The organism is Leisingera sp. JC11, from assembly GCF_040704725.1.
GTDB lineage: Bacteria > Pseudomonadota > Alphaproteobacteria > Rhodobacterales > Rhodobacteraceae > Leisingera.
On record NZ_JBFCVS010000004.1, the window covers coordinates 20,914 to 46,555 of the forward strand.

Sequence of the window (25,642 nt, forward strand, 5' to 3'; positions counted from 1 at the left end):
TATCTACCGGGGCGCCGATGGGGCGCCCCAATTTTTTTGAAGTATTTTTTACCGTAGGTGTCACAAACGCCCTGGCTGCCTCGTCCTGTTCCTGAAGCGATTAGAAAGGAACAGAACTATGACCCAACGCCTAGACTACTTCGCCATTGCTCCCGAACTGTTCCAGCCGATGCTGGAGCAGGAGAAGCTGTTCAAGGACAGCACGCTGGAGCACAGCCTGGTGGAACTGGTGAAACTGCGGGCGTCGCAGATCAACGGCTGTGCCTTCTGCATCCACATGCACAGCCACGACCTGCGCGCTCATGGCGAAAGCGAGGACCGGATGCAGCTGCTGAACGCTTGGCGCGAGTCCTCGCTGTACTCAAACCGGGAACGCGCGGCGCTGGCCTGGACCGAGGCGCTGACGCGGGTGGAAATAACCGGTGCGCCGGATGCCGACTATGAGGCAGTCACCCGGCTGTTCTCCCCGCGCGAACAGGTGATGCTGACACTTCTGATCAGCGCCATTAACGCCTGGAACCGCATTGCAATCGGTTTCCGCACCCCGCATCCTGCCGCTGAGGAGGCCAATGCCGCGTGACAGCTCAGCAGCTCAGTGACGGAACCGACGCGTTCCTGACAGCGCGGCCGCGATTATTTGCGGCCGCCTACCGCATGCTGGGCACCGTCAGCGACGCCGAGGACATCCTGCAAGATGCGTTCCTGCGCTGGCAGGCGGCCCCTCGGGCGGAGGTACAAGACCCAACAGGCTATCTGATGCGGATCACCACCCGGCTGTGCCTGGACCAGTTGAAGTCCGCCCGCGTCCGGCGCGAAACCTACCCTGGCGAATGGCTGCCGGAGCCGCTTCTGACCGAAGACGCAACCGGGCAGTTGGACCATGACGTCTCGGTCGCCCTGCTGCTCGCTCTGGAAACCCTGTCGCCGCTGGAGCGTGCCGCCTTCCTGCTGCATGACATTTTCGACAGTTCTTACGACGACATTTCCGCAGCTCTGAACCGTTCACCCGCGGCATGCCGCCAGCTGGCTGCCCGGGCGCGGCGCAAAGTGCAAAGGCTGCGGCCCCAGCCCCCTGCCGACCCGGATCGGTGCCGGGACCTGACCGAAGCCTTCTTCCGCGCTTCCAGAACCGGCGACACCGCTGCGCTGACGCAGCTTCTGGCGCAGGATGTGCAGCTGATTTCGGACGGCGGCGGCAAAGCAATGGCGGCTCTCAACCCGATCTACGGGCGGCAAAAGGTCCTGCGGCTTCTGGAAGGCGTCGCCCGCAAGTTCGGCAACACCATTCCAACCCGGTGGCGGTTTTGCCGCCTGAACGGCCTGCCAGCAGTCATAAACCTGGCCGAGGACGGGATCCTGCAGGCAACGTCGCTGGAGATGGCAGATGGCCGGATCACGCGGATCTATGTCACACGCAATCCCGACAAGACCCGGCATCTGGCAGAGGCGCTGAAGTAAGCTGGCGCACATAATGCCTATACGACGCGACAAGGGCGGCCCCGCATTGGAGCCGCCCTCGCCGCTTTGATGCTGCGGGTATTGATTACAGCAGGCCTGCGTGGAGCATAGCTGCGTCAATCGCTGCCTTGGTGCTGTCTTCGAGTGTGGTCAGCGGAGAGCGTACCTCTTCACTGCACATGCCGAGCTTCGACAGGCCGTATTTTGCGCCTGCAAGGCCGGGCTCGATGAAGATCGCCTCATGCAGCGGCATCAGCCTGTCCTGATACTCCAGCGCCTTGGCGTAATCACCTGCCAGGGTCGCGGTCTGGAACTCGGCGCAAAGCTTCGGTGCGACGTTGGCGGTCACAGAGATGCAACCGACACCGCCGTGCGCGTTGAAGCCCAGCGCGGTTGCATCCTCTCCGGACAGCTGCAAGAAATCCTTGCCGCAGGATGCGCGCTGCTGGCTGACCCGGGCCAGATCGCCGGTGGCGTCCTTCACCCCGATAATACGTGGCAGCTTGGCCAGCTCGCCCATGGTCTCAGGTGTCATATCGACAACCGAACGGCCGGGAATGTTGTAGATGATGATCGGGATCTCGGCACAGTCATGAGCAGCCTGGAAGTGCTGCACCATGCCGCGCTGGGTCGGCTTGTTGTAATAGGGGGTCACAACCAGCGCCGCATCGGCCCCGGCTTTCTTAGCAAACTCGACGAATCGAATCATCTCGACGGTGTTGTTGGAGCCTGCGCCCGCGATCACCGGCACCCGGCCGGCTGCTGCTTTGACCGTTTCCGCGATGACCAGTTCATGTTCTTCGTGGGTCAGGGTCGGGCTTTCACCGGTGGTGCCGACCGGCACCAGACCGGTCGAGCCTTCGGCAATCTGCCATTCCACCAGACGTTTGAGCGCATCCAGATCCAGCTCGCCGTTCGAAAACGGGGTAACGAGTGCTGGCATAGAGCCTTTGAACATGGGCACGCTCCCTTCGCTGCAGGTGCAGGCGGCAATCCGCCGCCGTCAAGATACGGAATGCCGGTGATTTGAGTTGATACCGGCACGCCAATGAGTAACGTTCAAGCCTCTATCCCCGGACCGTTGGAAAATGCAAGAGATGACACGCATCCTGGCCCTTATTCTGCTGATTGCGGCGGCTCTGCCCGGGACGCCCGCCCACGCCCGTGATCTGGGCAAGGCGCTGGAACTGATGCGGGCCGAAAAGTGGGACGATGCCGCTCGCGAGGCGGGCAAGCAGCAAAGCGTGGCGCGCGATATCATTGAATGGCACCGTTTGCGGGCCGGACTGGGCTCTGCCGGTGATGTGATGACCTTTCTGCAGCGGCGCCCGGACTGGCCAGGGCTGGGCTATCTGCGCCGCCAGAACGAGGACGTCATTGCCGCCACTGGACGCGAGACAATTCTCGCGTTTTACAGCAAAGACCGTCCTCAAACGGCCGAAGGCGCGTTGAGCCTGGGCAAAGCGCTGATTGCTGACGGACGGCGCGGCGATGGCGAAGCAGAGATCGTTTTGGCCTGGCGCACCATGGCAATGGGCAGCGCCATTCAGGACGCCTACATGCGCGATTTCGCCAAACTCCTGAAACCGCACCACACCGCCCGGCTGGACCGGCTGTTGTGGGAGGACCACCTGGTCAGTTCCAAGCGGATGCTGCCGCTAGTGCCCGAAGGCGAGCGCAAGGTGGCCGAGGCGCGTATCGCCCTGCAGGAGCGCGCGCCGGGGGTGGATGCGCGTATCGAGGCGGTTCCGGACCGGCTGAAGGACTCCGCCGGCCTTGCCTATGACCGGTTTGCCTGGCGCGACCGCAAGAAGCTTCAGGACAGTGCCATCGAGATGATGATGGACCGCAGTACCAGCGCCGACAAACTGGGCGAGCCCGGAAGATGGCTGCGCCGCCGCCTCGATCTGGCCCGCCAAGTGATGCGCGACGGCGATCATGAGCGCGCTTACCAGCTGGCGGCCTATCACTTCTCCTCTCCCGAGGACGGCTACGGCTACTCCGACTGCGAATGGCTGGCAGGGTACATCGCGCTGCAGAAACTGCGCGATCCGGAACTGGCCGTAGTGCATTTCCAGCGTTTCCTGGCCTCGGTCGAAACCCCGATCTCGATCGGCCGCGGCGGTTACTGGCTGGGCCGGGCTTATGCCGCGATGGGCGAGGCAGACAAGGCGCACGAGGCCTACGCCAAGGGTGCGGAATACCAGACCTCCTTTTACGGGCTGCTGGCCGCCGAAAAACTGGGGCGACCCTTTGATCCGGCACTGGTAAAACCCGCCCCTCTGCCGGACTGGCGCGAAGCGGCCTTCATGGAGTCCTCTGTGACGGAGGCAGGGCTGATGCTGCTGGAAGCCGGCGATCTGGCGCTGGCCGAGCGTTTCCTCACCCATCTGGTGGAAACCCTGCCGCCGGTGCAGGCGCGCCAGCTCGGGCAAATGGCGGTGGAATTGGACCAGCCGCATCTGGCAGTGATGATCGCCAAACGCGCAGCCCGCGGAGGGGTGGAGCTGGAAGGCGCCTACTACCCGCTGCACGCGGTTGCCAAGCACCAGCTGCCGATGGCCGAGGAAATGACCCTGGCCATTGCCCGGCGCGAAAGCGAGTTTGATCCTGCGGTCATCAGCCACGCAGGTGCGCGCGGGTTGATGCAGGTAATGCCGGCAACAGCTAAGCTGGTGGCAACGGAACTGGGCATCCTGGCAAACCACAAGACGTCCCGCCTGACGGCGGAATGGGACTACAACGCCAAGCTGGGCGCCAATTATTTGGCTGGCCTAGCCGGCAAGTTCCGCGGCAACGTGGTAATGATGGCGGCAGGCTACAACGCCGGCCCGCACCGCCCTGCATCCTGGATGGAACGTTATGGCGACCCGCGGGATGGCAATCCAGACATCGTCGATTGGATCGAGCACATTCCGTTTAACGAGACCCGCAACTACGTAATGCGCGTCACCGAAAGCCTGCCGGTTTACCGCGCCCGGCTTGGAAAGGCGCCGCTGCCGGTCCCGTTCTCAAAGGAGCTGATGGGCTCAACGCTTCACGCGTTCGCGCCATAGTGTGAACAAGCCTGCCGCGATGATGATGCCCGCACCGATGGCGACATTGGTGCGGATCACCTCGCCGAACACCGCCATGCCCAGCATCGCTGCCCAGATCAGGTGGAAATAAGCAAAGGGCTGAACTGCGCTGGCCTCGGCCATCTCGTAGCATTTGATCAGCAGCCAGTGGCCGGTCACACCCGAGACGCACAGAAGGGCCATCCAGAACCAGTCCCGCTGGCTCATCGGCTCCCAGAACCAGATGCCGATGGCGGTCATGAAGACCATGCCGGCAACCCCGGTCCAGAAGAAGCTGGTGGCGGTGCTGTCCTTGCGCGCGGCGTAGCGCGTCACCAGCCCGTAGACGGCAAACATCAGCGCCGAGATGAACGGGATCACTGCCGCCGGATTGAACACGCCCATACCTGGCTGCAGGATAATCAGCACACCGATCAGGCCGACGCCAATCGCCGCCCAGCGCCGCCAGCCGACGCTTTCGCCCAGCACCGGGCCGCTTAGCGCTGCTACCAGCAGAGGATAGCAGATGAACACCGCCTGGCTTTCAATGAGACCCAGAATGGTAAAGCCATAGACTGCCACGCAGATTTCCCCGACCAGTAGAACACCGCGGAAAATTTGCAACCACAGCTGATCGGTACGGGCAGCCTCCCTGATCCCGCCCGGCGCCCGCGCCGCCAGGAACACCACAAAGGCGGCAAAGAACCAGTAACGCACCATCACCACCATGTAGGTGTTGTAGGTGCCTGCCAGATGGCGCGAGATACCGTCCTGCAAGGCGAAAACGACGGTCGCCCCGATCATCAGCAGGATGCCCAGCGGCACATTGTTCTGCTGCACCCGGGGCGGGGGCAGGCTTTTGGCCTGTGGAACCATGCTCATCGCAGTACCGCCTTTGTCATATGCCGCTTGCGCCCGTAACCGGGGATGCGGGTCACTTCAAATCCTGCTGTCTCCAGCCCGCGGCGCACGAAGCCCGCCGCAGTGTAGGTCGCAGCCGTTCCGCCCGGCGCTGTGTGCGCGGCCACCTGGGCCATCAGGGCCTCCTCCCACAGTTCGGGATTCTTGGCCGGCGAAAACCCGTCCAGAAACCAGGCATCCGTCTGCCCTGTCCACTCCGGCAGCGACATCCGCGCGTCGCCCTGGATCACCTCCAGTTGCAGGCTGCCCAGATCGCAAGCCCCGGTACCCTGCCATTTGGCCAGAAACCGCTCCGCCCAGGGCGCAACGGCCGGAAAGGCCTCCAGCGCCTTGGCCATGTCTGCGGGCGCCATCGGAAAGGCCTCGAAACTGGTGAAGCGCAGCGCCCCCGACTGCCCCGCCGCCTCCCAGGCGCGCCAGACGGCCAGCATATTGAGGCCGGTGCCAAAGCCCAGTTCGGCAATCCGGAACCCCGGCGCAAACCGGTCCGGCAGGCCGTTGCCCGCCAGGAACACATGCTCCGTTTCCGCCAGCCCGTCCTGGATCGAGAAATAGGGATCATCGAACTGATCCGACACCGGAACGGTGCCATCGCGCCAGCTGAGGCGGGCCTGCTGGTCTGCCATGCTATAATCCCCTAAGTGGTTGTCCGGAACGGCGCGACACTGGCGAAAGGAATACCAAATGGCAATGGCAGATGTAACGGTGCGCGGGGCGGGTATTTTTGGCCTCTCGATCGCTTGGCTCTGCGCCCGGCACGGTGCAAATGTGCAGGTGGTCGACCCGTTCGGCGCAGGTGCAGGCTCCAGCGGCGGCCTGGTCGGCGCCCTGGCCCCGCATGTGCCGGAGAACTGGAACTCCAAGAAGCAGTTCCAGCTGGATAGCCTGCTGATGGCCGAAAGCTTCTGGGAGGATGTCGAGACGACCGGCGGCGTCTCCCCCGGTTACGGCCGCACCGGACGGCTGCAGCCGATTAACGACGAGCGCACACTGCAGCTCGCCCGCCTGCGCGAGCAAACCGCCCGCGAGTTCTGGAAGGGCGAGGCCGAATGGCGCGTCTGCGAAGCTGCCTCCTTGGGTCCCTGGGTGCCACCCAGCGCCACCGGCTATGTCATCCACGACACCCTCAGCGCCCGTATGCATCCCCGCCAGGCCTGCGCGGCGCTGGTTTCCGCCCTCGCTGTGATGGGGGTCGAGGTGCAGTCAGAGGCGGCCGATCAGGGCAAGGTGGTCCACGCCAAGGGTTACGCGGGTTTGCTGGAGCTGAACGAAGCTTTCGGCAAGTCCGTAGGTGGCGGCGTCAAGGGTCAGGCTGCGCTCCTGCGCTTTCATGAGGGCGAGGTGCCGCAGCTTTACGCCGACGGCCTGCACATCATCCCGCACGCAGACGGCACCCTTGCCATCGGCTCCACCTCCGAGCGCGAGTTCGACGACGGCAAGGCCACCGACGCTCAGCTTGACGATGTGATCGAGCGCGCCCGCGCCGCGGTGCCGGTGCTGCACGGGGCTGAGGTAATCGAACGCTGGGCCGGCGTGCGCCCCCGCGCCAAGTCCCGCGCCCCGATGCTGGGCGCATGGCCCGGCCGCGACGGCCACTACATCGCAAATGGCGGCTTCAAGATCGGCTTTGGCATGGCCCCCAAAGCGGCCCATGTGATGGCGGACCTGCTTCTCGAAGACAACGATACCATCCCGCAAGGCTTCCGCGTAGAGGACAACCTCTGACCCGGCCCCCTTCCGCCCTTTGACGGGTCAAGGGGGGCGCAGCCGCCGCGCGGCACGCGCGGTATTCACTTGAGGCGTCAAAGGGCGCCTTGCAATCGAACTTGCGCTTTAAAGGGCAAACCTGCTCTTCAAACGCTTCTCAGCCGCCGCCCCGCGCAGCGGCGCCCCACCCAAGCCCCTAATCTGCCCTTTCAGGGCAGCTTGCGGCGCGGGAGCCCCTCGTTTCAGCCTTTGGAAACCGCCGCCGCGCTCATGCATTGCCGCCCGTCCGGCCCGCGAACCCATAGGTCCTGGCCCTTGCGGCACAGCGTTGCGCTTTCGAAATGCATCAGCGGCGAGGATGCCTGGAAAGAGAACTCAGCCAGCGGCCCCATCAGTTCCTCTGCCAGCAGCATCAGATGCTGCGCCAGCAGCGGGCCATGCACCACCAGCCCTTCGTACCCCTCAACATCGCGCGCGTAGTCCAGGTCATAATGGATCCGGTGCCCGTTGAAGGTCAGCGCCGAGTAGCGGAACAGCAGGGTCGAGCTGAACTGCTCCTCCCGCGCTTCCGTCTCATCGGTCCGCGCCACCGGCGGCACCGGTTTCGGTGCGGCGGGGTCAGGGTCTTCGCGGTAGACCAGGTCATGCCATTCGGTGAGGCAGAGCCTCCCCTCCTGGCGGATCTCATGGCGCAGCGTCACCAGCCCCAAGGGTCCGGTCCTGCCGGTCTTCTGCTCCGCCTTTTCCAGCACCGAAGACTTCTCTGCAGTAATCCCGGCCCGCAAGGGCGCCTCGAACCGCAGCCGCCCGCCGGCCCACATCCGGCGCGGCAGGCCCATATCCGGGATCAATCCGGCACCGCCCACCCTGGGGTGGCCATCGCGGCCCAGCCCCTCCGGCGGCAGCGGGGTCCAGAAGTAGAGCTGGTGAAAAAACGGCGGCAGCACGCTGCCCGCCTTAATGTCCGGAACCCGCCCCAGCGCCGCCTGAAAGGCAGCCGCCCTGGCCGGGTCCATCATGTCGGTCAGATGCTGTGCGGGGGCGGCGGTGTCGCTGGTCATGCCGCCACCTTAGCCGCGTCACGCCGCGAGGCAAGTTCAGCGGCCGATTTCGGCGCGCAGTTTCTGCATCAGCTTTGACAGAGTGGCCTCATAATGGTCACTGGTCAGCCGTCCGCGTTCGTCGAACTCCTTGCTGGAGCCAGCCAGATGCACTTCCGGCCCGGTGATCAGCCGCGGCTGGAACGGCACCAGGAAACCCCGAAGGATCATCTGCGCCCGCTCCCCTCCGGCGCGGCCAGCCGCGGCTGACATCACTGCCACAGGCTTGTCCGCCCAGGGGCTCCCTTCGGTACGGCTCACCCAATCAAACGCGTTCTTCAACACCCCCGACGGCCCCTTGTTGTATTCCGGGGTGGAGATCGCGATGGCATCCGCTGCCGCAATCTGATCCGCCAGCGCCTGGACAGCAGGCGGAATGCCCTCTGCCGCCTCGACATCACCATCGTAAAGCGGCAGGTTCAGATCCGCCTCAACCACCAACGCGGGCCCGAACACCCGGACCGCCTCGGCCAGAAGCTTGCGGTTGGTGGCCTCACGGCGCAGCGAGCCAGAGATTGTCAGCAGGACAGGGTCAGCCATGGGAAGTTCCTTCTGTTCGCGTCGGTTTTGCACCCATCATGTAGGAGGCTGCACCCAGCATGAAACAGCCATGCCCGCGCAGTCCATGTGCAGCGTTGCGTAAAGCTGCTGCAACCGTCATGGAAACAGCCCGCCCCCTTTAGGGACGGGCTGCACATTCTGCCGTAAGGTACCGGATCAGGCCGCCTGCGGAATCACCACTACCTCGACGCGGCGGTTGCGGGCCTTGCCCTCCGGCGTCAGGTTGGAGGCCACCGGCTGGTTCTCGCCGCGGCCAATGATGCGCATACGGTGGTAAGGCACACCGCCGGCTGCGATTTCGCTGGCTACGGCATTGGCGCGGCGCTCTGACAGGCCCTGGTTGTAACCCGCATCACCGTCGCTGTCGGTATGGCCGATCACCTGGATCGTGCTGTTGGGGTAGCGCACCAGGCTGTCCGCCACCCGGCGCAGATCGCCCTGCACTGCCGGCGAAACCGCTGCGCTGTCGGTGGCAAAGGTCAGGTCGTTCGGGAAGGACAGGATCAGCCGGTCGCCGGTGTTGACGATGGTGATATCGTCATTTGACAGGTTCTGGCGCAGCTCGCGCTCCTGCGCATCCAGCTGGTTGCCAATCACGCTGCCTGCAGTCGCACCGACCAGCGCGCCGGTCACGGCGCCCAGGCCACGGTCCGAGTCATTTGCGATTGCGCCAACACCCGCACCGATGATGCCGCCCAGAACCGCGCCCTTTTGCGTATTGCTGCCCGGTGTGCCGATGGTTGCAGGATCGGTACAGGCGCCAAGAGCCAGGGTTGCGGCGACAATACCAGCCGTGGTGAGTTTCATCTGCATCATAAAATTGCCTTCTGCTTTCTAAGCTCCGGGCGGCGCCCGGCAGTCCGCTCGAATATCGGGATGCCGCACCGCGTTCTCAAGGCAAGAGATTCCCGTTTCGGCGGAATACCGCGCAAAATCCACTCAAAGCAGGGGGTTTAGGGGGCAAAAGCAAAGTCCCAGCCTTCCTGTTCCATCCACAGCTTTCGCAAGGCCCCGGCCTCGGCGGCAAAATCCGTCTCTAACAAATCCGCCGCCAGCATCCGGTCGGTACGGAAATGGCGGAACCCGCCGCGCAGCTCGCACCAGGCAGCCAGCATGGTGCACTCGATGTGATAAATCAGGGCCAGCGGCCGCAAAGTGCGGCAGCTTTCGCCGCGCTCAGGACTGAAGTAGGTCAGATGCAGTTTCCGGCTTTCCCTCACTGCCTGGCGCAACAGCGCCTTGGACACGCAGCCCTGCTCCGGATCATCCAGCGGCGCCCCCCAAGGGGCAACCTGCAACCAATCGGCAGTGGCATGCACATCCTTGATCTTGTGGCTCACCCGCTCCGCAGCCTTCTGCAAAGCGCCGTCACCGGTGCGCATCAGCATCGCCAGGCCTACATGCAGCGCTTCCAGCTCCTCCTCGTCGAAATTCAGCGGCGGCAGGTCGTAACCCTTCCGCAGCATGTAGCCGATTCCGGCCTCACCCTCCACCGGCGTACGCATCGCCTGCAATGCAGCAATGTCCCGGTAGATGGTGCGTTTGGAAACTTCGAGTTTTTTCGCGAGATCCTCTGCCCGCACCGGAGCCGAAGCTGATCGCAGGATCTGGATGATTTCAAACAAGCGGCCGGTGCGGGGCATGAGCAGGCTCCAGTGACAGTCTGCTGACACCCTAACACATGCCACTGACAACAGCCTGTCAGCAGTGCTCTGTATTTTGTTCTCCGGAAAGAAGGAGAACACAGATGCTGAGTTATGACTGGTTTGTGCTGATCACATTGGGGCTGGACCGCTGGGAAGGCCAGCGCCGCCCCCTGGCCCCGCATGAAGTCGAGCGCGAGGAAGCGCGCAGGCGGCACGACGCGCAACAGGCGGCCAAGCCTGCCCGCCCCGGCCTGCTGCAGCGCCTGTTCAGCCAGCGGCGCGCACTTCATGCATCGCGTGGTCATCGTCCCGCGCGGCCTCATAGGCAAGCATCGCGCGTTTGACCGGCAGGCCCCAGTGGTAACCGCCCAGGGCGCCGGACTTGCGCAGGGCACGGTGGCAGGGGATCAGCCAGCTGACCGGGTTGCGCCCGACCGCTGTGCCCACCGCCCGCACGGCCTTGGGCACGCCGATCGCCTGGGCCAGCTCGGAATATGTTGTGACATGGCCCGAAGGGATGCGCAGCAGCGCCTCCCAAACCTTGATCTGCAGCGGGGCGCCGATCATGTGCAGCGCGGTTTCGCCCTTCTGAGCAAAAGCCGCCTCCGCCAAAGGACGGAGTACTTCGGCGTCTTCAACGAATTCCGCTTGCGGCCAGCGTGAACGCATGTCTTCCATGGCGGCCTCTGCACCGGTTTCGGCAGCAAAGCCAAGCCCGCATATGCCTTTCTCCGTCCCCATCACCAAGGCCAGTCCAAACGGGCTGTCGAACCAGCCCCAGAAAATCCGCAGGCCATCACCCCTGCGGGCATATTCTCCGGGGCTCATCGCCTCCCACCGAAGAAACAGGTCGTGCAGCCGGCCGGAACCGGACAGTCCCACCGCATGCGAAGCCTCCAGCGTGGTGAACCGTTCGCGCAGCAACGCTTTGGCATGGCCCAGCCGCAGATACTGCTGGTATCGCTTCGGCGACACCCCGACCCACGCCGAGAACAGCCGCTGGAAATGCGCCGGGCTCATGTCCATACGGGCGGCCAGTTGCTCCAGCGTCAGATCCTCGCCGCCATCGTCGATCAGCTCAATCGCCCGCCGCATGACGCCGTAGTGATAAGAATTTTCCCGCGCTTCGATATTCATCGTCTTGTCCTTCGAATGTCTTGATCGCCAAGCTAGCGCGCAGCGGCCGACCAATCGACCCGGAACTTGCGAAATCCTTTTTGGCGCGCAATAGCTTGGGAAACGGAGGCCAGGCCATGATCATAGCAGTGCTGGACCACGCGGGAAATCTCTTGCGGGATGATGCCTCCAAGGCCATCTTTCCCTGGTGGAGCTTTACCAAGCCGGTCATTGCTGCGCTTGTCTTACGGGCCGCTGAAAAGGGATTGCTGGATCTTGATGCCAGGCTGCCGGACTGGCCTTTCACCACACGGCAATTGCTGCAACACCGTGCGGGATTGCGGGACTACGGCCCTTTGCCTGCCTACAAAACTGCTGTTGCCCAGGGCATACCGCCCTGGCCTCCCAGCCGCATGCTGGCCGAAGCGAAAGCCAAGGAACTTGCCTATCCACCCGGCCAGGGCTGGCTCTATTCCAACATTGGCTTCCTGCTGCTTAGGCTTGAGCTGGAAAAACTGCATGGCTGCGGGCTTGGACAAATCCTGCGGCGGGATATCCTGCAACCGCTTGGCCTGAGCGCGCGGCTGGCAGAAACGCCCGAAGATTTCGACGCCTTGCATTGGGATGCAAAGGGCTATCACCCCGGCTGGGTCTATCACGGCTGCCTGATGGGAACCGCCGCTGATGCCGCCCGCCTTCTGCATGGGCTTCTGACCGGATCCATTCTCACTCACGCGGCCCGATCGTCCATGCTGTCCCAGCAGATGCAGGCAGGCCCGATACCGGGTCGGGTTTGGAAGGAAACCGGATACGGGCTTGGAATAATGAACGGAACGGCAGAGGGTGCGGGCCGGCTTATCGGCCACACCGGCTGCGGCCCGTTCTGCGCCAATCTGGTTGCCCGGTTCCCGGATCTGCCGGGGCAGCCCATTGCGGCAGCCTTCGTGCACGGCGGCAATGAAACGCCCGCCGAGTTCGCTGCTGTCCGGGCAGCGCTGGAGGCCGCTGGATCTTCTTCGGAAAACACCGGTTATCCGGGTTCTGAAATATAAAACAAATTGCGCTTTAGGGTCCGCTCTGTACATATGGCGCGCGATGGCAAAGCAACTCGATTATCATACGCTCCGCGAAATCTTCACGCGGTTCCAGGCAGCTGAGCCCGAACCCAAGGGCGAGCTGGAACATGTCAACGCCTACACGCTGGTGGTGGCGGTCGCGCTATCGGCGCAGGCAACCGATGCCGGTGTCAACAAGGCGACCCGTGAACTGTTCAAGATCGCCGACACCCCGCAGAAGATGCTGGACTTGGGCGAGGAACGCCTGATCGAGCACATCAAGACCATCGGCCTCTACCGGAACAAGGCCAAGAACGTGATCAAGCTGTCGAAGATCCTGGTCGAGGACTACGCCGGCGAGGTCCCGAATTCCCGCGCTGCGCTGCAATCCCTGCCCGGCGTCGGCCGCAAGACCGCCAACGTGGTGCTGAACATGTGGTGGAAACAACCCGCACAGGCAGTGGACACTCACATCTTCCGCGTCGGCAACCGCTCAGGCATCGCACCGGGCAAGGACGTGGACGCGGTAGAGCGCGCGATCGAGGACAACATCCCCGCGGATTTCCAGCAGCACGCCCATCACTGGCTGATCTTGCACGGGCGCTACCACTGCAAGGCGCGCAAGCCGATGTGCGGCAGCTGCCTGATCCGCGACCTCTGCATGTTCGAAGACAAGAACCTGTAAACTTTGGGCCGACATAGTCGGCAAAACTGAAATCGCTTCGGATTTCCCGAGGAGGGACAATGACCAAAACCTACCAGCTCGTCGGTATCGGCAACGCCGTCGTTGATGTGATCGCGCAATGCGAGGACAGCTTTCTGGCCGAACAGGGCATCGAAAAAGGCATCATGCAGCTGATTGAGCGCGACCGCTGCGAGGATCTCTATGCGGCGATGGGAAACCGGGTGATGACACCGGGCGGCTCGGTCGCCAACACCATCGCCGGCGCTGGTGCGCTGGGGCTGGAGGCCGCCTTCATCGGCCGGGTCCATGACGACGACTTGGGGAGGTTTTACGCGGACGCAATGAACAACGAGGGCGTCGGTTTCGTGAATCCGCCGGTTGCGGATGGCGAGTTGCCCACCTCGCGGTCGATGATCTTTGTCTCGCCGGACGGCGAACGGTCGATGAACACCTACTTGGGCATTTCCTCCGAGCTGAGCTCTGATGACGTTCCGCAAGACGTTGCAGGCAACGCGCAGATCATGTTCCTGGAAGGCTATCTGTTCGACAAGGACAAGGGCAAGACCGCTTTTCTGGAGGCCGCCCGCGACTGCCGCGAGGGCGGCGGCAAGGTCGGCATCTCGATCTCCGACCCGTTCTGCGTCGAGCGCCACCGCGCCGACTTCCTGACATTGATCGGCGAAGAGCTGGATTTCGTGATCGGCAACCAGGATGAAATCCGTGCTCTTTTCGAGACTGATGACCTGGAAGAGGCCATGGCCAAGACCGCTGCGATCTGCCCGCTGGTGGTCTGCACCCGCTCCGGCGACGGGGTCACGGTGCTGAACGACGGCGTGCGCGTCGACGTTCCGGTCGAAACGATTACTCCTGTCGACGCCACCGGGGCTGGCGACCAGTTCGCGGCCGGCTTCCTGTTCGGCCTGGCCACCGGCCGCAGCATGGAAATCTGCGCCCGCATAGGCTGCATCTGCGCAGGCGAGGTGATCCGCCACATCGGCCCGCGCCCGGAAACAAACGTGCGTCACCTGCTGGAAGAGGCCGGGCTGGTCTAAGTCAGCGGCGCTCTCCAGCCCGCCGGAGCCGCTCCTGACGGTGCGTTTCCGCCCGTTGGGAGTGGTGTGGAGCGGCTTTGCCGCCCCGCGCAATCCAGCCCCTGGCCTCAGCTGTCAGCCGCCCTCAGAGCTTTGCCTAGAAGCGCCGTAAACGTTTCCACGTCCTGCGGGCTCATGGCCTCCAGCAGCCGCGCCTGGGTCTGCACATGCGCAGTCACAGCCCGGTCGATCAGCGCAAACCCCTCCTCCGTCAGCCCCACCAGGAAACTGCGGCTGTCTTCCGGGTTCACCGTGCGCTTGACGAGCCCGTCCGCCTCCAGCCGGTCGATGCGGTTGGTCATGGTGCCGGAGGCCACCATTGTCGCCTTCAGCAGATCTCCTGGCGACAGCGTGTAAGGTGGCCCGGACCGGCGCAAGGTTGCCAGCACATCAAACTTGGCCGCATTCAGCCCGAACTCCGCAAATGTCTTATGCATTTCGCGCTGATAGGCCAGATACAGCCGTGCCACCCGGCCGATCACGCCCATAGCCGTCACATCCAGGTCCGGCCGCTCCTGCCCCCATTGCTGGGTGATAAAATCCACATGGTCCATGCAACCGGTTTAGGCATTTACATCTTGACGTCAAGATAAAATCCATTATCTCGACATCAAGATAAGGAGAAACGCATGCCGATCCGGACCCTTCTGCTGACCGCGCTGGCCCCTGCCATCTGGGGCAGCAGCTACATCGTCACGACAACTTTCCTGCCCGGCCACTCGCCGCTGGTGGTGGCCTTGCTCAGGGCACTGCCTGCAGGACTTCTGCTGCTGGTGCTGGTGCGCCAGCTGCCGCCGCTCAACTGGCTGCCGCGGTTGATGGTGCTTGGAGCGCTGAATTTCTCGCTGTTCTGGGTGCTCTTGTTCCTGTCCGCCTACCGCCTGCCGGGCGGAGTCGCCGCAACGCTGGGCGCCGTGCAGCCGCTGATCGTGGTGTTCTTGTCGGCCGTGCTGCTGCAAACCAAGATCCGCGCCGCGGCTGTTGCCGCCGCGCTTCTGAGCATGGCAGGTGTTGCCTTGCTGGTGCTGACCCCGGCCGCCAAGCTGGACACGCTGGGTGTCCTGGCGGGACTTGGCGGCGCCTTGTCGATGGCCGCGGGCGTTGTTCTGACCCGCAAATGGCAGCCGCCCGTGCCGCCCCTCACCTTCACCGCCTGGCAATTGACCGCAGGTGGGCTGCTGCTGGTTCCTGTAGCGCTGTGGATGGTGCCTGAGATGCCGGTCTTCACGACTGCCAACCTTCTGGGCCTTGCCTACATGAGCCTTATCGGCGGTGCGCTGACCTATATCCTGTGGTTCCGCGGCCTCGCCCGGATCGACCCGTCGCAAGTCTCGCTGCTCGGCGTTCTCAGCCCGTTGTCTGCCGTGATCCTCGGCTGGCTGCTGCTGGGGGAAACCCTCACGCCCAACCAGATGCTGGGCGCCACTCTGGCCCTGTTCAGCCTTTGGCTCGGCCAAGCGCGGCTGCGGCCCCGGCGCCCCGCAACTGCGGCTGAATAACCTGCATCACCGCGGCGCGGCCGGCTCACAAGCCTTGCCGCGGTGGCAATCCAGCACCTGCTGCCGCACTTTGGAGGTGTCGTCAAACGCAAACCCGCCGCAGGCGTTGGCCCGGATCACCAGCTCCTGCCCGCGCTGCTCGGCAAAGACCACATAGTCTGCACCGGACTTCATCCCGCCGCACCAGGGCCCGAGGCACTCCACCTCCAGCACAGCGGGCACAGCGACCCGGCCTGAGAAATATTTCCCGTCCAGCATCTTGCCCGACAACTGCGCCGGAATGCGGGTCAGCGGCGGAGTGTCATTGGGATTGTCCGAATGAGACTGCGGCAGCAGGCTTTCGTCAAACCGAAGCTCACCCGCGATGACGTTGTAGACGCTGTCCGAGTTCGCGGCATGCAAGTAGGCGTCCGCAGGCCCCCAAGGGACGCAGCTGAGGGCCGCGGCGGGACCGGCTGCAACAGCGAGAATACACGCAGTCAGGGCAGCACCGGTTCCGGCAGGTCGAAAACAGGCTCGCAAATTCATCTCACAAATACTCCCTGAACTCTGCCACCACCCGCGCATAAACCTCGCGCTTGAACGGCACGATCTTCTCCACCAGGCTTTCAACCGGCTGCCAGCACCAAGCCGAGAACTCCGGGTCATCCGTATCGATATTGACCTGATCATCCGTGCCGAGGAACCGCATCAGATACCACTTCTGCTCCTGCCCACGGTACTTGCCGCCCCAGAAGCTGGGAACCACGTCATGCGGCAGGTCATAAGGTAGCCAGCCGTCGCTCTCGGCAATGATCTCTACCAGATCAGGCGCCACACCGGTTTCTTCCTCCAGCTCGCGCAGCGCCGCGATCCGCGGATCCTCGCCCGCGTCAATCCCGCCCTGCGGCATCTGCCAGGCGTCCTTGTAGCGGTCCTTGCGCTGACCGACGAAGACCGCGCCCTCGGCATTGATCAGCATCACCCCGACGTTGGGGCGGTAGGGCAGCTTGGCAATCTCTTCCGGTGTCATCAGCCTCTCCTCGGCATGGGGTTTCACAAACTTAGATCGCTTGCCGCCGGGGCACGCAAGGGGGTGACGCGGCGTTTGCCCGTGACAAGCCGCCCGCGCCCCGTGATCCTAGGCGGCAACTGCCAGGGAGAGTTTTAGATGACTGCGTACCCCAACCTGCTTGCCCCGCTGGATCTGGGCTTTACCACGCTGAAGAACCGGGTGCTGATGGGTTCGATGCACACTGGCCTGGAGGAAACCGGCGACTGGAACCGGGTGGCGGAATTCTATGCCGCCCGAGCCCGCGGTGGCGTCGCGCTGATGGTGACCGGCGGGATCGGCCCTAACCTGGAAGGCTCGGTGCTGCCCGGCGCCTCGATGATGACCAAGGCCAAGGACGTGGAAAACCACCGCGTGGTGACGAATCGGGTGCATGAGGCCGGCGGCAGGATCGCCATGCAGATCCTGCATGCGGGCCGATACGCCTACGGCCCGAAATGCGTCGCCCCCAGCCCGGTGAAGTCGCCGATCTCCCCTTTCCCGCCGCATGAGCTGGACGAGGATGGCATCGAAAAGCAGATCGCCGACATCGTGAACGCCGCCCGGCTGGCGCAGGAGGCAGGCTATGACGGTGTCGAGATCATGGGATCGGAGGGCTACTTTCTCAACCAGTTCCTGGTCACCCACACCAACAAGCGCACCGACCGCTGGGGAGGCTCCTATGAAAACCGGATGCGTCTGCCGATTGAAGTCGTGCGCCGCACCCGCGAGGCCGTGGGCCGCGATTTCATCATCATCTACCGATTGTCGATGATCGACCTGGTGCCGGAGGGCTCCACCCACGAAGAGGTCGTGCAGCTGGCGCAGGAGATCGAGAGGGCCGGAGCCACCATCCTCAACACCGGCATCGGCTGGCACGAGGCCCGCATTCCGACCATCGCCACTTCGGTTCCGCGCGCGGCCTTTGCCTGGGTGACGAAAAAGCTGATGGGCAAGGTCGGCATCCCGGTGATCACCTCCAACCGCATCAATACGCCGGAAGTGGCCGAAGAGGTGCTGGCGGACGGTTGCGCCGATATGGTGTCGATGGCGCGGCCGATGCTGGCGGATGCCGATTTCGTCGCCAAGGCCGAAGCGGGTCAGGCGGACCAGATCGCCCCCTGCATCGCCTGCAACCAGGCCTGCCTTGACCACACCTTCAGCGGCAAGCTGACGTCCTGCCTGGTCAACCCGCGCGCCTGCCACGAGACCGAGCTGGTGATCGAGCCCGCGGATACATCCAAAGACGTGGCCATTGTCGGCGCTGGCCCTGCGGGCCTTGCCACCGCGCTCACCGCCGCCCAGCGCGGCCATCGGGTGACGCTGTTTGACCGTGCAGACGAGATCGGCGGCCAGCTGAACATGGCCAAGCAGGTGCCGGGCAAGGAAGAATTCTGGGGCCTTGTGGACTGGTACCGGGTGATGGTGGCCGATGCCGGCATCACACTGGAACTAGGCCGTGAGGTTTCCGCGGACGATTTGACCGGCTTCGACGAGGTGGTGATTGCCACCGGCGTGCTGCCGCGCGACCCTGAAATCCCCGGTCAGGACCGGGGCAACGTGCTGAGCTACATCGACGTGCTGCGCCACAAGAAACCAGTTGGCCGAAAGGTCGCCGTGGTCGGCGCTGGCGGTATCGGCTTTGACGTCTCTGAGTTTTTGCTGGAAGAAGGCCATAGCCCGGCCACCGACCTGCCCGTCTGGATGAAGGAATGGGGTGTGGCCGACCCGGCAGAGCACCGCGCGGGCCTGGCGCCCGAGGGGCCCCAGCCCGCAGCCCCTGCCCGCCAGGTGACTCTGCTGCAGCGCAAGGCCGAACGCCACGGCAAGCGGCTGGGCAAGACCACCGGCTGGATCCACCGGGCAACGCTCAAGATGAAGGAGGTGGAATTCGTCGGCGGCGTCAACTACGAGCGGATCGACGAAGAGGGCCTGCATGTGAGCATTGGGGAAGCCCGCGAAAACCCGCGGGTGATTCCGGCGGACACCATCGTGCTGTGCGCAGGCCAGGTTTCCGAGCGGTCCTTGGCCGACCAGCTGGCCGAGCGCGGCATCACTGCCCATGTGATCGGCGGCGCCGATGTGGCCGCAGAACTGGACGCCAAGCGCGCCATCAACCAGGGCACCCGCCTCGCCGCCAGCCTGTAACACCAAAGAAGACCTCCCACCTGCAGCCGCCCATAAGGGACGAGGCCTGTGCGGCCTCAGCCATGTATTGCCACGCTGTCCGCCGGGGCCTCCTCCCGCGCCTCCATCCCGTAATCGCGGATCACCCCCGCAACCCTCAGACGGTAGTCCGCGAAGTATCCGCCGCGCCCCTTGGCTTGCGCCGCCCGGTGCGCCGGAAGCTGGCGCCAGGCGGCCAAGGCCGCCTCACTTTGCCAGAACGACAGCGACAGCAGCTTGCCCGGCGTTGTCAGGCTTTGGAAGCGTTCGACAGAGATGAACCCTTCGATCCCCTCAAACAGCGGCCGCAGCCTGGCGGCATGTTCCAGATAGGTGTCCTTCATGCCCTCAGTAGGCTCCACTTCAAAGATGACAGCAATCATGCAGGTCTTCTCCTATCTCACACCATGCGGCGCCGAAGCCAGCTTCAGCCAGGTTCGGTCCTCGCGCAGCAAAAACCGTTCCTTTTGCGCGAACTCGTAATTCTCGCGCCCCAATGGGTCGGCCGCCAGCCGCGCCCGGTAGGCTTCGTACTCCTCCAGGCTGTTCACGTTATAGATGCCGTACGCCAGCGTAGAGGACCCCTCGTGCGGCGCAAAATAGCCGATCAGGTCCGCGCCGCAGCGCGGGATCGCCTGGCCCCAGTTGCGGGCGTATTGTTCGAACTGCGCCTTCTTGGCGGGGTCGATGCGGTAGCGGATTATGCAGGTCAGCATGGCAGGTCCTTCGAATGTTCAGGACCTCCTGCCTAGCCTGCATGATCCGGCGGATGCTTCGCCGCGCGCCGAAGTATCACTCCACGTTGATGGTGATCACCTCAGACACTACCGGTGAGTCATGCGGCACATGGCTGGCGTCGCCAAGTACCAGCTGCAGCGTGTGGCGGCCCGGCGACAGTTCGATGGTGGCCTCTGTCTGACCGCCGCCGAAATGCACATGGTGCTCATCCGCAGGCAAGCCGTACAGCAATTCGTCAGCACCGTCCTCGCCCTCCCCGATGGCCGGGCGGTCAATCAGCAGGTGGTGATGGCCGGTATGCTCTTTTTCTGTGCCCGCTGGCGCGACCCCCATGCCCGAGAGGCCGAAGATAACTGTCACTGGCGAGGTGACGGTTGCGCCATCCTTCAGGTTAACGAAATACACCTTCGCATCCGGGTGCGACGGTGTCCGCTCCTGCGCCCCAAGCGGTGCGGCCAGGCACAGGGCGGCGGTAGCAGCCAACAGAATCTTCATACCGGATCCTCCAAAAAATTGTTCAACAAACAGAATAAAGCTAGGAGCAGCGCCAGCGGCGGCAATCCCTGCGGTGACGGCACATGCACAATTTTGCGGCACCTTCACCGAAAGCCAGGACCCAGTTCCGCGTTCCGCTTGCCTGCGGCGTCATGCGGCGGCAGTGTCGCACCCGAACCGCAAGGCGAGGGCAATCGTGGTATTTGCAGTTATTCTGATGGGCCTGACTCCCAGCTTCCTGATGGTTGCTCTTGGCGGCCTGGTGCGCGGACGGCTGTCGCCGCAGGCATGGCAAGGCCTCGACAGGCTGAATTTCGAAGTGCTGTTTCCCGCGCTGCTGTTCTTTGCCGCCAGCGGCCGCCCGATCGCCATTGCCGACCTCGGCCGTATTGGCCCCGCGGTCTGGAGCATCCTGGCCCTGGCGCTTGGCCTGGGCTTTCTGGCGCGCAGGTTCGGACCAGAAAAATTCCTGGACTTCGCCGGCGCCTGGCAGACCGCCTGGCGCTTCAATACCGCCATTGCCTTTGTCGCCCTGCCCTCGACCGGCCAGGAGCTGACCGGCCAGATGGCGGTTGCCATCGGCATGGCCGTGCCGGTAGCCAATGTCATGGCCGTCACCGCGCTGTCACGCGGCGGCAGCCTTTCGCTGCGTGAAACAGCGGTGAAGATCGCACTCAATCCTTTCCTGCTGGCCTCGGTCGCAGGTGTTGCAGTGGGGCTTTCGGGCTACAAGATACCTGCGCCGATCCTGGCACCTGCCGAGATGCTGGCCCATGCAGCGATCCCAATTGCGCTTCTCTCCATCGGCGCCACCATGAACTGGCGGGCGCTGGCGCGGCTCGACCTGTTTAACGGCTATCTCTGCCTGGTCCGGCTTGTTCTGGTGCCTGCCATCATACTGGCCGCCTGCCTGCTGCTGGAAAGCGATCCCGGCTTTGCCGCGGTGCTGGTGCTGTTTGCCGCCCTGCCCACAGCCTCCGCGGCGCATGTGCTCGCCTCTGCCTTTGGCGCCGACCGCACGCTGGCTGCCACACTTATAGCGCAATCCACCCTGCTCAGCGCGGCGACCCTGCCCCTGTGGATCCTGACGATCAGGCTTGTGATTTGAGAAATCATTAACCTTCCCGCATTCGGCAGCCCTCTTCAGCTCCAGCCGTTTCCACAGCGCAAACGATCCCGGCGAAACCTCGCAATTATCTCACCTCTGCCCCGTTCTTGCCCGATTTCCCCGGCAGCTTCAGGGCAACACGGCTTTACTAGGATGGGTGAATATGGACCGACTGATGGAAATGGAGGCCTTTGCCAATGTGGTGGACCAGGGCGGCTTCACCGATGCGGCACGCAAGATGGGGATTTCCAAATCGGCCGTCTCCAAACATGTCTCCAGCCTGGAGGCCCGCCTGGGCGCAAGACTGCTGAACCGCACCACCCGCCGGGTTTCCCCGACCGAGATCGGCCTCGCCTATTACGACCGCGCCCGCCGGGTGCTGAATGACGCAGGCGAGGCGGACGCGCTGGTCACCTCGATGCAGTCAGCACCTTCGGGTCTGTTGCGGATCTCTGTCGCCACCGATTTCGGCGTGAACCACCTGTCGCCAGTGCTGTCGGATTTTCTGCGCGATTTCCCGGATATCACAGTCAACATGGTGCTGAACAACCGCTATGTGGAACTGATCTCCGAGGGCTTCGACATGGCCGTGCGGATCGGCGAGCTGGAAGACAGCTCCCTGCGCGCCCGCAAGCTGACCGAGACCACCAAACGGATGATCGCCTCACCGGAATACCTGGAGAAATACGGCCGTCCGCAGAAGATCGACGAGCTGAACAGCCACAAGCTGCTGCACTACTCCAGCCAGTCCAGCGGCAACGTCTGGAAGATCACCGCGCCGTCAGGCGAAAAACGCCAGGTGCGCACCTCCGGCTGGCTGTCGGTCAATGACGGCCAGTCTCTGCTGAATGCGGCCATCTCCGGTCTCGGCATCGCCTACCTGCCTAGCTACCTTTATGCCGAAGCCATGGAGGAAGGACTGGTCGAGGATGTGATGCCCAGCCTGCCGGTGGAAACCCAGGGCATCTATGCCGTCTACCCACCTGGCAAGTTCACACAGCCCAAGGTGCGGGCCTTCATCGATTTCCTGGTGGCGGCCTTTGCCGACCGCGACCCGTCCGAATGGAAAACCTGAACCGGTTCAACGGAAAACCGGGCCAAGACATCCCTCGAAGACCTGCCCCCGCGTCACTCGCGGGGGCTTTTTTGAAACCTGCAACGGCGGGTGCCACAAGCGGATAGGAAGGCTCCCGCCCGTCCCGAGCCAATCACAGATTGACCCGGACCCGTTGGGCTAGGCGCCGCTACGCGGCGCACGCCGTGCGCAGGCACGGCGCCGGGCCCAAGACTTTCGGCGGCATCTGTGATGCCGCGGCCAAGGCGCGGGAGCCCCCCGGACGGCTGCTAACCCCAGGTTCAGTTTTTGTAATGCGGCGCTTCGGCATCCAGACGGCGGCGGATGGCATGCCACTCCAGCTCGCCTTCATAGCCGTACCAATCACTTGCCGCCATGTCGCGCAAGTGCCGCTGCTGCTCTCTCTCCGGGATGGTACGGACCTCGACGCCCGGACAGGCTGCCGCCTTCTGCACCTCCAGCTGCACCGCGCAGGCCTGATCCAGGTAAAAGGAGCGGAAGAATGCCTCCCCCGCTGTCGCCCCGAACACAAAGGCACCATGCCATGCCTCGACCACCGCCTTCTTGCCGCGGCCTGCATCCAGCAGCCCGGTCAGGAAATCATCGGTGCATTCGAACTCATAGTCGGTGTAGCCCAGCACATCGCCGCCGCCGATCATCAGATAGGCCTGGCTGTAAGGCCCCACCCCGCCGGCCTGGGCCGACACCCCCATGATTGCCTTGGTATGGATATGCATGATGCAGTTTTTCTCCGCCTCCGCCTCGAAGAACAGCTTGCCGATCTCGGTGGCTGAGGGATTCGGCTCGCCGTTTTCCGGATTGTGGTTCACCCGGTCGAAGCCAACCTTGATCAGGTTCGACGCGGTCACTTCCTCATGCATCCAGCCATAGTGATGAGTGATCAGAGCATCCTCTCCGGGCACCCGGATCGCGTGCCACTGGTTGGTCTGATCGGTCAGCCGGTATTTCACCAGCGCGTTGTAGATCGCGGCCAGCTCGCAGCGGGCCTCCCATTCGGCGTCCGAGCAATTCGCCGGGCGGCCCTGCAGCGGGGTCGGGGTCATGACGGTCATTGGCGTTTCCTTTCCTGTGACTGGAAAAACCCTAGCTGCTGGAAACCTGCGTCATTTGCATGGAAACGCCCGATTCTTGTATATAACTTCCTGCCATGCCGAAGGTGAGCTTCATCCTGTTTCCTGAGTTCCAGATGCTGGCCTATGTGCTGGCCGCTGAAACCCTGCGCATTGCCAACAAGAATGCCGGGCGCCCGCTGTACACATGGGAGACGCTCAGCGTCACTCAGGCGCCGGTGCCTGCCTCCAGCGGACGGCTGGCCGCGCCGGACCGCAGCGGCTGGGACCTCGGCGAACCGCCCGATCTGGTGCTGCTTTGCGCCGGCTACGATCCCTTGCGACACCTGCCGCAGGGGCTACGCGCCTATCTTGCACGGGCCGGGAGCGCTGGCGCCACGCTGGGCGGCATTGACACCGGCACCGTGGTGCTGGCCCAGCTGGGCTATCTGGACGGGCATGAAGCGGTGCTGCACCACGAAGCCGAGGCGGGCTTTCGCGAGCGCTGGCCCGATATTGCCGTCAGCGACCGGATCTACTGTTTCGGCCGCCGCAGGCTGACCGCCGTGGGCGGCACCGCCACGGGCGACGCAATGCTGGCCTGGGTTTCCGCCACCGGCCCGGACGGGCTGGCGGCCGCCACCTCGGAGGACATGGCGCATGGCTCCATCCGTCCGCCGGAGGTGCACCAGCGGCTGCAGCCCTCAGCCGACCCGGTGCTGGGGAAGATGCAGCAGCTGATGCTGGACAACTTGCAAGACCCCCTGGCACTGCCAAACATTGCCAAGCGGCTCGGCCTCAGCCTGAAAGCGCTGCGCCTGCGCTGCAAACGCGGGCTGGGCATGACACCCCAGGAGACTTATCTGCAGATACGCCTTCAGCGGGCCCGCGAACTGCTTCTCAGCACCGTCATGCCGGTCACTGAGGTGGCACTGGCCACCGGATTTGCCTCGCTGCCGGGGTTCTCCCGCCAGTTCAAAGCTATGTACCAGCGCAGCCCGCGCGATATGCGCCGTGGCTGAGAGCCTGCCGGGCGAATCCTCACCGAAAGCCTCCCCCTCCTCACCCGCACAGGGAAACTCCACCACGCCCGTTAGGTCAGGAGGTTTGGCAGCACAAAGGCACCAGCAGGGGCGGGAAGGTTCGACTGTATCTTCTTGCCCGCTGTCAGTTGGCGAGCAGCACCGCCTCGACCCGCCGGTTGGCCTCACGGCCTTCCGGGTTCAGATTGCTGGCAATCGGCGCCAGAAACCCGGCACCCGCAGTATCGATGCGCGCCTCGTCGGCCGCGTAGGCCTCTACCAGCCGTTCCTTAACCGATTGCGCCCGGCGTTGGGAAATATCCGCGTTCTGCGCCTGTGACCCCACCATGTCGGTGTGCCCCACCAGCAGCAGCCGGTACTGCGGATTGGCGGCCAGATACGCTGCCAGCTCCGCCAGGCTGCCGTAACGCCCTTCACGAAGCCGGGTGGAGCCGCTGTCAAAAACCAGATCAGTCAGCACTGCATGGCCGCGCACTTCCAGCACCTTGGCCAGTTCCACCGGCCGCCCCGGGTCCGTCGTCTCCTGCACCGGGTCTGCCTGCGCCTGAACAACAGGTTTTACCACGGCCGGCGCAGTATCCGGCGGCCGAACGCTTATCACCTGTATAAAGGCCGCCCCGCCTGCCCGCGACACCAGGACAGAGACCGCCTCTCCCCCCCTGATTGCAGACAGGAAGTGATAGCGGGAGATATCCACCATCATGTCCGGCGTGGGCACCACCTCGATCCCGAACCGGAAACCGAAACCGCCGCAATCGCGCGCCGCGCAGTCCAGCCGCACCTCATAGCCCTGCTCCACCAGCTGGTCCCGCAGGGGCGCCAGGATTTGCAGCACCGTGCTCTGCCCGTCCGCCCGCCAGGTGCGGCGGGTGATCTGCCCCTCGAACCGCTCTGACGGAACCTTGTCCGCGTCTTCCGGGCCAATGGGCAGCTGATACACGCCGAGCGCTGTCGCCCGCTCGGAAATCCCAGTTGCATTGGCCGGCAGGGTGAGCTCCGCTGCACTCAGCATCCCAGACAGG

At 63.9% G+C, this 25,642-nt stretch carries 28 protein-coding genes; 12 read left to right on the forward strand and 16 right to left on the reverse strand.

What is annotated here, in order from left to right; all coding sequences use genetic code 11:
• Positions 1-118: 118 nt before the first annotated feature.
• On the forward strand, positions 119-580 hold the full coding sequence (locus AB1A62_RS05695; protein ID WP_366660559.1) for a carboxymuconolactone decarboxylase family protein: 462 nt from the start codon (positions 119-121) through the stop codon (positions 578-580).
• Positions 577-1,458: a sigma-70 family RNA polymerase sigma factor gene (locus AB1A62_RS05700; protein ID WP_366660560.1), complete on the forward strand. Its 882-nt coding sequence runs from the start codon at positions 577-579 to the stop codon at positions 1,456-1,458. Before AB1A62_RS05695 ends, AB1A62_RS05700 begins: the two co-directional genes overlap by 4 nt.
• An 85-nt stretch (positions 1,459-1,543) precedes the next feature.
• On the opposite strand, the gene dapA is transcribed toward AB1A62_RS05700, so the two are convergent.
• Positions 1,544-2,416, reverse strand: a complete 873-nt coding sequence (gene dapA, locus AB1A62_RS05705; RefSeq protein WP_366660561.1) for a 4-hydroxy-tetrahydrodipicolinate synthase — start codon at positions 2,414-2,416, stop codon at positions 1,544-1,546.
• 139 nt (positions 2,417-2,555) lie between these two features.
• Between dapA and AB1A62_RS05710 the strand changes: the two genes are divergently transcribed.
• Positions 2,556-4,514, forward strand: a complete 1,959-nt coding sequence (locus tag AB1A62_RS05710) for a lytic transglycosylase domain-containing protein (RefSeq protein WP_366660562.1) — start codon at positions 2,556-2,558, stop codon at positions 4,512-4,514.
• Here AB1A62_RS05710 and AB1A62_RS05715 read toward each other — a convergent pair.
• Both AB1A62_RS05715 and mnmD read right to left on the reverse strand, forming a co-directional pair.
• A complete protein-coding gene (locus AB1A62_RS05715; protein ID WP_366660563.1) occupies positions 4,488-5,396 on the reverse strand; it encodes a DMT family transporter in 909 nt (302 codons plus the stop codon). The two genes, AB1A62_RS05710 and AB1A62_RS05715, sit on opposite strands and share 27 nt — an antisense overlap.
• Positions 5,393-6,061 carry a tRNA (5-methylaminomethyl-2-thiouridine)(34)-methyltransferase MnmD gene (gene mnmD, locus AB1A62_RS05720; RefSeq protein WP_366660564.1) on the reverse strand — a complete coding sequence of 223 codons (669 nt, stop codon included), beginning with the start codon at positions 6,059-6,061 and terminating at the stop codon, positions 5,393-5,395. The genes AB1A62_RS05715 and mnmD overlap by 4 nt, the downstream gene beginning before the upstream one ends.
• A gap of 58 nt (positions 6,062-6,119) precedes the next feature.
• On the opposite strand from mnmD, the gene AB1A62_RS05725 reads away from it, so the two are divergent.
• A complete protein-coding gene (locus AB1A62_RS05725; RefSeq protein WP_366660565.1) occupies positions 6,120-7,160 on the forward strand; it encodes an FAD-binding oxidoreductase in 1,041 nt (346 codons plus the stop codon).
• Positions 7,161-7,384: 224 nt separating this feature from the next.
• On the opposite strand, the gene AB1A62_RS05730 is transcribed toward AB1A62_RS05725, so the two are convergent.
• The 5 genes from AB1A62_RS05730 to AB1A62_RS05750 all read right to left on the reverse strand — a co-directional run bounded on the left by AB1A62_RS05730 (position 7,385) and on the right by AB1A62_RS05750 (position 11,586).
• Positions 7,385-8,203 (reverse strand): acyl dehydratase, encoded by an 819-nt coding sequence (locus tag AB1A62_RS05730; RefSeq protein WP_366660566.1) that lies wholly within the window; start codon positions 8,201-8,203, stop codon positions 7,385-7,387.
• 36 nt (positions 8,204-8,239) lie between these two features.
• Positions 8,240-8,782 carry an NAD(P)H-dependent oxidoreductase gene (locus AB1A62_RS05735; RefSeq protein ID WP_366660567.1) on the reverse strand — a complete coding sequence of 181 codons (543 nt, stop codon included), beginning with the start codon at positions 8,780-8,782 and terminating at the stop codon, positions 8,240-8,242.
• A 177-nt stretch (positions 8,783-8,959) separates the two neighbouring features.
• The gene (locus AB1A62_RS05740; RefSeq protein WP_366660568.1) at positions 8,960-9,619 is read right to left on the reverse strand and encodes an OmpA family protein; all 660 of its coding nucleotides are present in this window, start codon (positions 9,617-9,619) and stop codon (positions 8,960-8,962) included.
• 137 nt (positions 9,620-9,756) lie between these two features.
• A complete protein-coding gene (locus AB1A62_RS05745) occupies positions 9,757-10,446 on the reverse strand; it encodes a YafY family protein (protein ID WP_366660569.1) in 690 nt (229 codons plus the stop codon).
• 270 nt (positions 10,447-10,716) lie between these two features.
• The gene (locus tag AB1A62_RS05750; RefSeq protein ID WP_366660570.1) at positions 10,717-11,586 is read right to left on the reverse strand and encodes a bifunctional helix-turn-helix domain-containing protein/methylated-DNA--[protein]-cysteine S-methyltransferase; all 870 of its coding nucleotides are present in this window, start codon (positions 11,584-11,586) and stop codon (positions 10,717-10,719) included.
• Positions 11,587-11,702: 116 nt separating this feature from the next.
• Between AB1A62_RS05750 and AB1A62_RS05755 the strand changes: the two genes are divergently transcribed.
• Genes AB1A62_RS05755 through AB1A62_RS05765 form a run of 3 tightly spaced genes read left to right on the forward strand, consistent with a single transcriptional unit; the run spans position 11,703 to position 14,357 of the window.
• Positions 11,703-12,617 carry a serine hydrolase domain-containing protein gene (locus tag AB1A62_RS05755; protein ID WP_366660571.1) on the forward strand — a complete coding sequence of 305 codons (915 nt, stop codon included), beginning with the start codon at positions 11,703-11,705 and terminating at the stop codon, positions 12,615-12,617.
• A gap of 43 nt (positions 12,618-12,660) precedes the next feature.
• Complete coding sequence (nth, locus tag AB1A62_RS05760; protein ID WP_366660572.1) at positions 12,661-13,305, forward strand: endonuclease III; 645 nt, start codon at positions 12,661-12,663, stop codon at positions 13,303-13,305.
• Positions 13,306-13,364: 59 nt separating this feature from the next.
• Positions 13,365-14,357: an adenosine kinase gene (locus AB1A62_RS05765; RefSeq protein ID WP_366660573.1), complete on the forward strand. Its 993-nt coding sequence runs from the start codon at positions 13,365-13,367 to the stop codon at positions 14,355-14,357.
• 107 nt (positions 14,358-14,464) lie between these two features.
• Here the strand turns inward: AB1A62_RS05765 and AB1A62_RS05770 are convergent, their stop codons facing one another.
• Complete coding sequence (locus AB1A62_RS05770; RefSeq protein ID WP_366660574.1) at positions 14,465-14,950, reverse strand: MarR family transcriptional regulator; 486 nt, start codon at positions 14,948-14,950, stop codon at positions 14,465-14,467.
• A gap of 75 nt (positions 14,951-15,025) precedes the next feature.
• Here AB1A62_RS05770 and AB1A62_RS05775 point away from each other — a divergent pair, with 75 nt between their 5' ends.
• Positions 15,026-15,895, forward strand: coding sequence for an EamA family transporter (locus AB1A62_RS05775; RefSeq protein ID WP_366660575.1), 870 nt, complete (start codon positions 15,026-15,028; stop codon positions 15,893-15,895).
• Positions 15,896-15,901: 6 nt separating this feature from the next.
• Here the strand turns inward: AB1A62_RS05775 and AB1A62_RS05780 are convergent, their stop codons facing one another.
• Positions 15,902-16,297 (reverse strand): hypothetical protein, encoded by a 396-nt coding sequence (locus AB1A62_RS05780; RefSeq protein WP_366660576.1) that lies wholly within the window; start codon positions 16,295-16,297, stop codon positions 15,902-15,904.
• Between the two features lie 127 nt (positions 16,298-16,424).
• Complete coding sequence (locus AB1A62_RS05785; RefSeq protein ID WP_366660577.1) at positions 16,425-16,907, reverse strand: RNA pyrophosphohydrolase; 483 nt, start codon at positions 16,905-16,907, stop codon at positions 16,425-16,427.
• A 138-nt stretch (positions 16,908-17,045) separates the two neighbouring features.
• Between AB1A62_RS05785 and AB1A62_RS05790 the strand changes: the two genes are divergently transcribed.
• Entirely contained in the window at positions 17,046-19,073 is a 2,028-nt protein-coding gene (locus tag AB1A62_RS05790) for an NADPH-dependent 2,4-dienoyl-CoA reductase (protein ID WP_366660578.1), read from the forward strand.
• 56 nt (positions 19,074-19,129) lie between these two features.
• Here AB1A62_RS05790 and AB1A62_RS05795 read toward each other — a convergent pair whose 3' ends face one another.
• The 3 genes from AB1A62_RS05795 to AB1A62_RS05805 all read right to left on the reverse strand — a co-directional run bounded on the left by AB1A62_RS05795 (position 19,130) and on the right by AB1A62_RS05805 (position 20,324).
• Positions 19,130-19,474, reverse strand: a complete 345-nt coding sequence (locus tag AB1A62_RS05795) for an antibiotic biosynthesis monooxygenase (RefSeq protein ID WP_366660579.1) — start codon at positions 19,472-19,474, stop codon at positions 19,130-19,132.
• A gap of 12 nt (positions 19,475-19,486) precedes the next feature.
• On the reverse strand, positions 19,487-19,807 hold the full coding sequence (locus AB1A62_RS05800; protein ID WP_366660580.1) for an NIPSNAP family protein: 321 nt from the start codon (positions 19,805-19,807) through the stop codon (positions 19,487-19,489).
• 76 nt (positions 19,808-19,883) lie between these two features.
• A complete protein-coding gene (locus tag AB1A62_RS05805) occupies positions 19,884-20,324 on the reverse strand; it encodes a DUF4399 domain-containing protein (protein ID WP_366660581.1) in 441 nt (146 codons plus the stop codon).
• A gap of 196 nt (positions 20,325-20,520) precedes the next feature.
• Here AB1A62_RS05805 and AB1A62_RS05810 point away from each other — a divergent pair, with 196 nt between their 5' ends.
• Together AB1A62_RS05810 and AB1A62_RS05815 are read left to right on the forward strand one after the other, a co-directional pair.
• Positions 20,521-21,432 (forward strand): AEC family transporter, encoded by a 912-nt coding sequence (locus AB1A62_RS05810; RefSeq protein ID WP_366660582.1) that lies wholly within the window; start codon positions 20,521-20,523, stop codon positions 21,430-21,432.
• A 163-nt stretch (positions 21,433-21,595) separates the two neighbouring features.
• The gene (locus tag AB1A62_RS05815; RefSeq protein WP_366660583.1) at positions 21,596-22,507 is read left to right on the forward strand and encodes a LysR family transcriptional regulator; all 912 of its coding nucleotides are present in this window, start codon (positions 21,596-21,598) and stop codon (positions 22,505-22,507) included.
• Between the two features lie 281 nt (positions 22,508-22,788).
• Here the strand turns inward: AB1A62_RS05815 and AB1A62_RS05820 are convergent, their stop codons facing one another.
• Positions 22,789-23,580 (reverse strand): class II aldolase/adducin family protein, encoded by a 792-nt coding sequence (locus AB1A62_RS05820; protein ID WP_366660584.1) that lies wholly within the window; start codon positions 23,578-23,580, stop codon positions 22,789-22,791.
• Positions 23,581-23,675: 95 nt separating this feature from the next.
• Between AB1A62_RS05820 and AB1A62_RS05825 the strand changes: the two genes are divergently transcribed.
• Positions 23,676-24,599 (forward strand): helix-turn-helix domain-containing protein, encoded by a 924-nt coding sequence (locus tag AB1A62_RS05825; protein ID WP_366660585.1) that lies wholly within the window; start codon positions 23,676-23,678, stop codon positions 24,597-24,599.
• 145 nt (positions 24,600-24,744) lie between these two features.
• Here AB1A62_RS05825 and AB1A62_RS05830 read toward each other — a convergent pair whose 3' ends face one another.
• The gene (locus AB1A62_RS05830) at positions 24,745-25,632 is read right to left on the reverse strand and encodes an OmpA family protein (protein WP_366660586.1); all 888 of its coding nucleotides are present in this window, start codon (positions 25,630-25,632) and stop codon (positions 24,745-24,747) included.
• Positions 25,633-25,642: the final 10 nt, after the last annotated feature.

What these genes read in the sequence shown, in the direction of transcription:
- AB1A62_RS05695 (WP_366660559.1), top strand. Translation starts at nt 119, where the DNA reads ATGACCCAACGCCTAGACTACTTCGCCATTGCTCCCGAACTGTTCCAG.
- dapA (WP_366660561.1), bottom strand. Translation starts at nt 2,416, where the DNA reads ATGTTCAAAGGCTCTATGCCAGCACTCGTTACCCCGTTTTCGAACGGC.
- AB1A62_RS05710 (WP_366660562.1), top strand. Translation starts at nt 2,556, where the DNA reads ATGACACGCATCCTGGCCCTTATTCTGCTGATTGCGGCGGCTCTGCCC.
- AB1A62_RS05715 (WP_366660563.1), bottom strand. Translation starts at nt 5,396, where the DNA reads ATGAGCATGGTTCCACAGGCCAAAAGCCTGCCCCCGCCCCGGGTGCAG.
- mnmD (WP_366660564.1), bottom strand. Translation starts at nt 6,061, where the DNA reads ATGGCAGACCAGCAGGCCCGCCTCAGCTGGCGCGATGGCACCGTTCCG.
- AB1A62_RS05725 (WP_366660565.1), top strand. Translation starts at nt 6,120, where the DNA reads ATGGCAATGGCAGATGTAACGGTGCGCGGGGCGGGTATTTTTGGCCTC.
- AB1A62_RS05730 (WP_366660566.1), bottom strand. Translation starts at nt 8,203, where the DNA reads ATGACCAGCGACACCGCCGCCCCCGCACAGCATCTGACCGACATGATG.
- AB1A62_RS05735 (WP_366660567.1), bottom strand. Translation starts at nt 8,782, where the DNA reads ATGGCTGACCCTGTCCTGCTGACAATCTCTGGCTCGCTGCGCCGTGAG.
- AB1A62_RS05740 (WP_366660568.1), bottom strand. Translation starts at nt 9,619, where the DNA reads ATGATGCAGATGAAACTCACCACGGCTGGTATTGTCGCCGCAACCCTG.
- AB1A62_RS05745 (WP_366660569.1), bottom strand. Translation starts at nt 10,446, where the DNA reads ATGCCCCGCACCGGCCGCTTGTTTGAAATCATCCAGATCCTGCGATCA.
- AB1A62_RS05750 (WP_366660570.1), bottom strand. Translation starts at nt 11,586, where the DNA reads ATGAATATCGAAGCGCGGGAAAATTCTTATCACTACGGCGTCATGCGG.
- AB1A62_RS05755 (WP_366660571.1), top strand. Translation starts at nt 11,703, where the DNA reads ATGATCATAGCAGTGCTGGACCACGCGGGAAATCTCTTGCGGGATGAT.
- nth (WP_366660572.1), top strand. Translation starts at nt 12,661, where the DNA reads ATGGCAAAGCAACTCGATTATCATACGCTCCGCGAAATCTTCACGCGG.
- AB1A62_RS05765 (WP_366660573.1), top strand. Translation starts at nt 13,365, where the DNA reads ATGACCAAAACCTACCAGCTCGTCGGTATCGGCAACGCCGTCGTTGAT.
- AB1A62_RS05770 (WP_366660574.1), bottom strand. Translation starts at nt 14,950, where the DNA reads ATGGACCATGTGGATTTTATCACCCAGCAATGGGGGCAGGAGCGGCCG.
- AB1A62_RS05775 (WP_366660575.1), top strand. Translation starts at nt 15,026, where the DNA reads ATGCCGATCCGGACCCTTCTGCTGACCGCGCTGGCCCCTGCCATCTGG.
- AB1A62_RS05785 (WP_366660577.1), bottom strand. Translation starts at nt 16,907, where the DNA reads ATGACACCGGAAGAGATTGCCAAGCTGCCCTACCGCCCCAACGTCGGG.
- AB1A62_RS05790 (WP_366660578.1), top strand. Translation starts at nt 17,046, where the DNA reads ATGACTGCGTACCCCAACCTGCTTGCCCCGCTGGATCTGGGCTTTACC.
- AB1A62_RS05795 (WP_366660579.1), bottom strand. Translation starts at nt 19,474, where the DNA reads ATGATTGCTGTCATCTTTGAAGTGGAGCCTACTGAGGGCATGAAGGAC.
- AB1A62_RS05800 (WP_366660580.1), bottom strand. Translation starts at nt 19,807, where the DNA reads ATGCTGACCTGCATAATCCGCTACCGCATCGACCCCGCCAAGAAGGCG.
- AB1A62_RS05805 (WP_366660581.1), bottom strand. Translation starts at nt 20,324, where the DNA reads ATGAAGATTCTGTTGGCTGCTACCGCCGCCCTGTGCCTGGCCGCACCG.
- AB1A62_RS05815 (WP_366660583.1), top strand. Translation starts at nt 21,596, where the DNA reads ATGGACCGACTGATGGAAATGGAGGCCTTTGCCAATGTGGTGGACCAG.
- AB1A62_RS05820 (WP_366660584.1), bottom strand. Translation starts at nt 23,580, where the DNA reads ATGACCGTCATGACCCCGACCCCGCTGCAGGGCCGCCCGGCGAATTGC.
- AB1A62_RS05825 (WP_366660585.1), top strand. Translation starts at nt 23,676, where the DNA reads ATGCCGAAGGTGAGCTTCATCCTGTTTCCTGAGTTCCAGATGCTGGCC.
- AB1A62_RS05830 (WP_366660586.1), bottom strand. Translation starts at nt 25,632, where the DNA reads ATGCTGAGTGCAGCGGAGCTCACCCTGCCGGCCAATGCAACTGGGATT.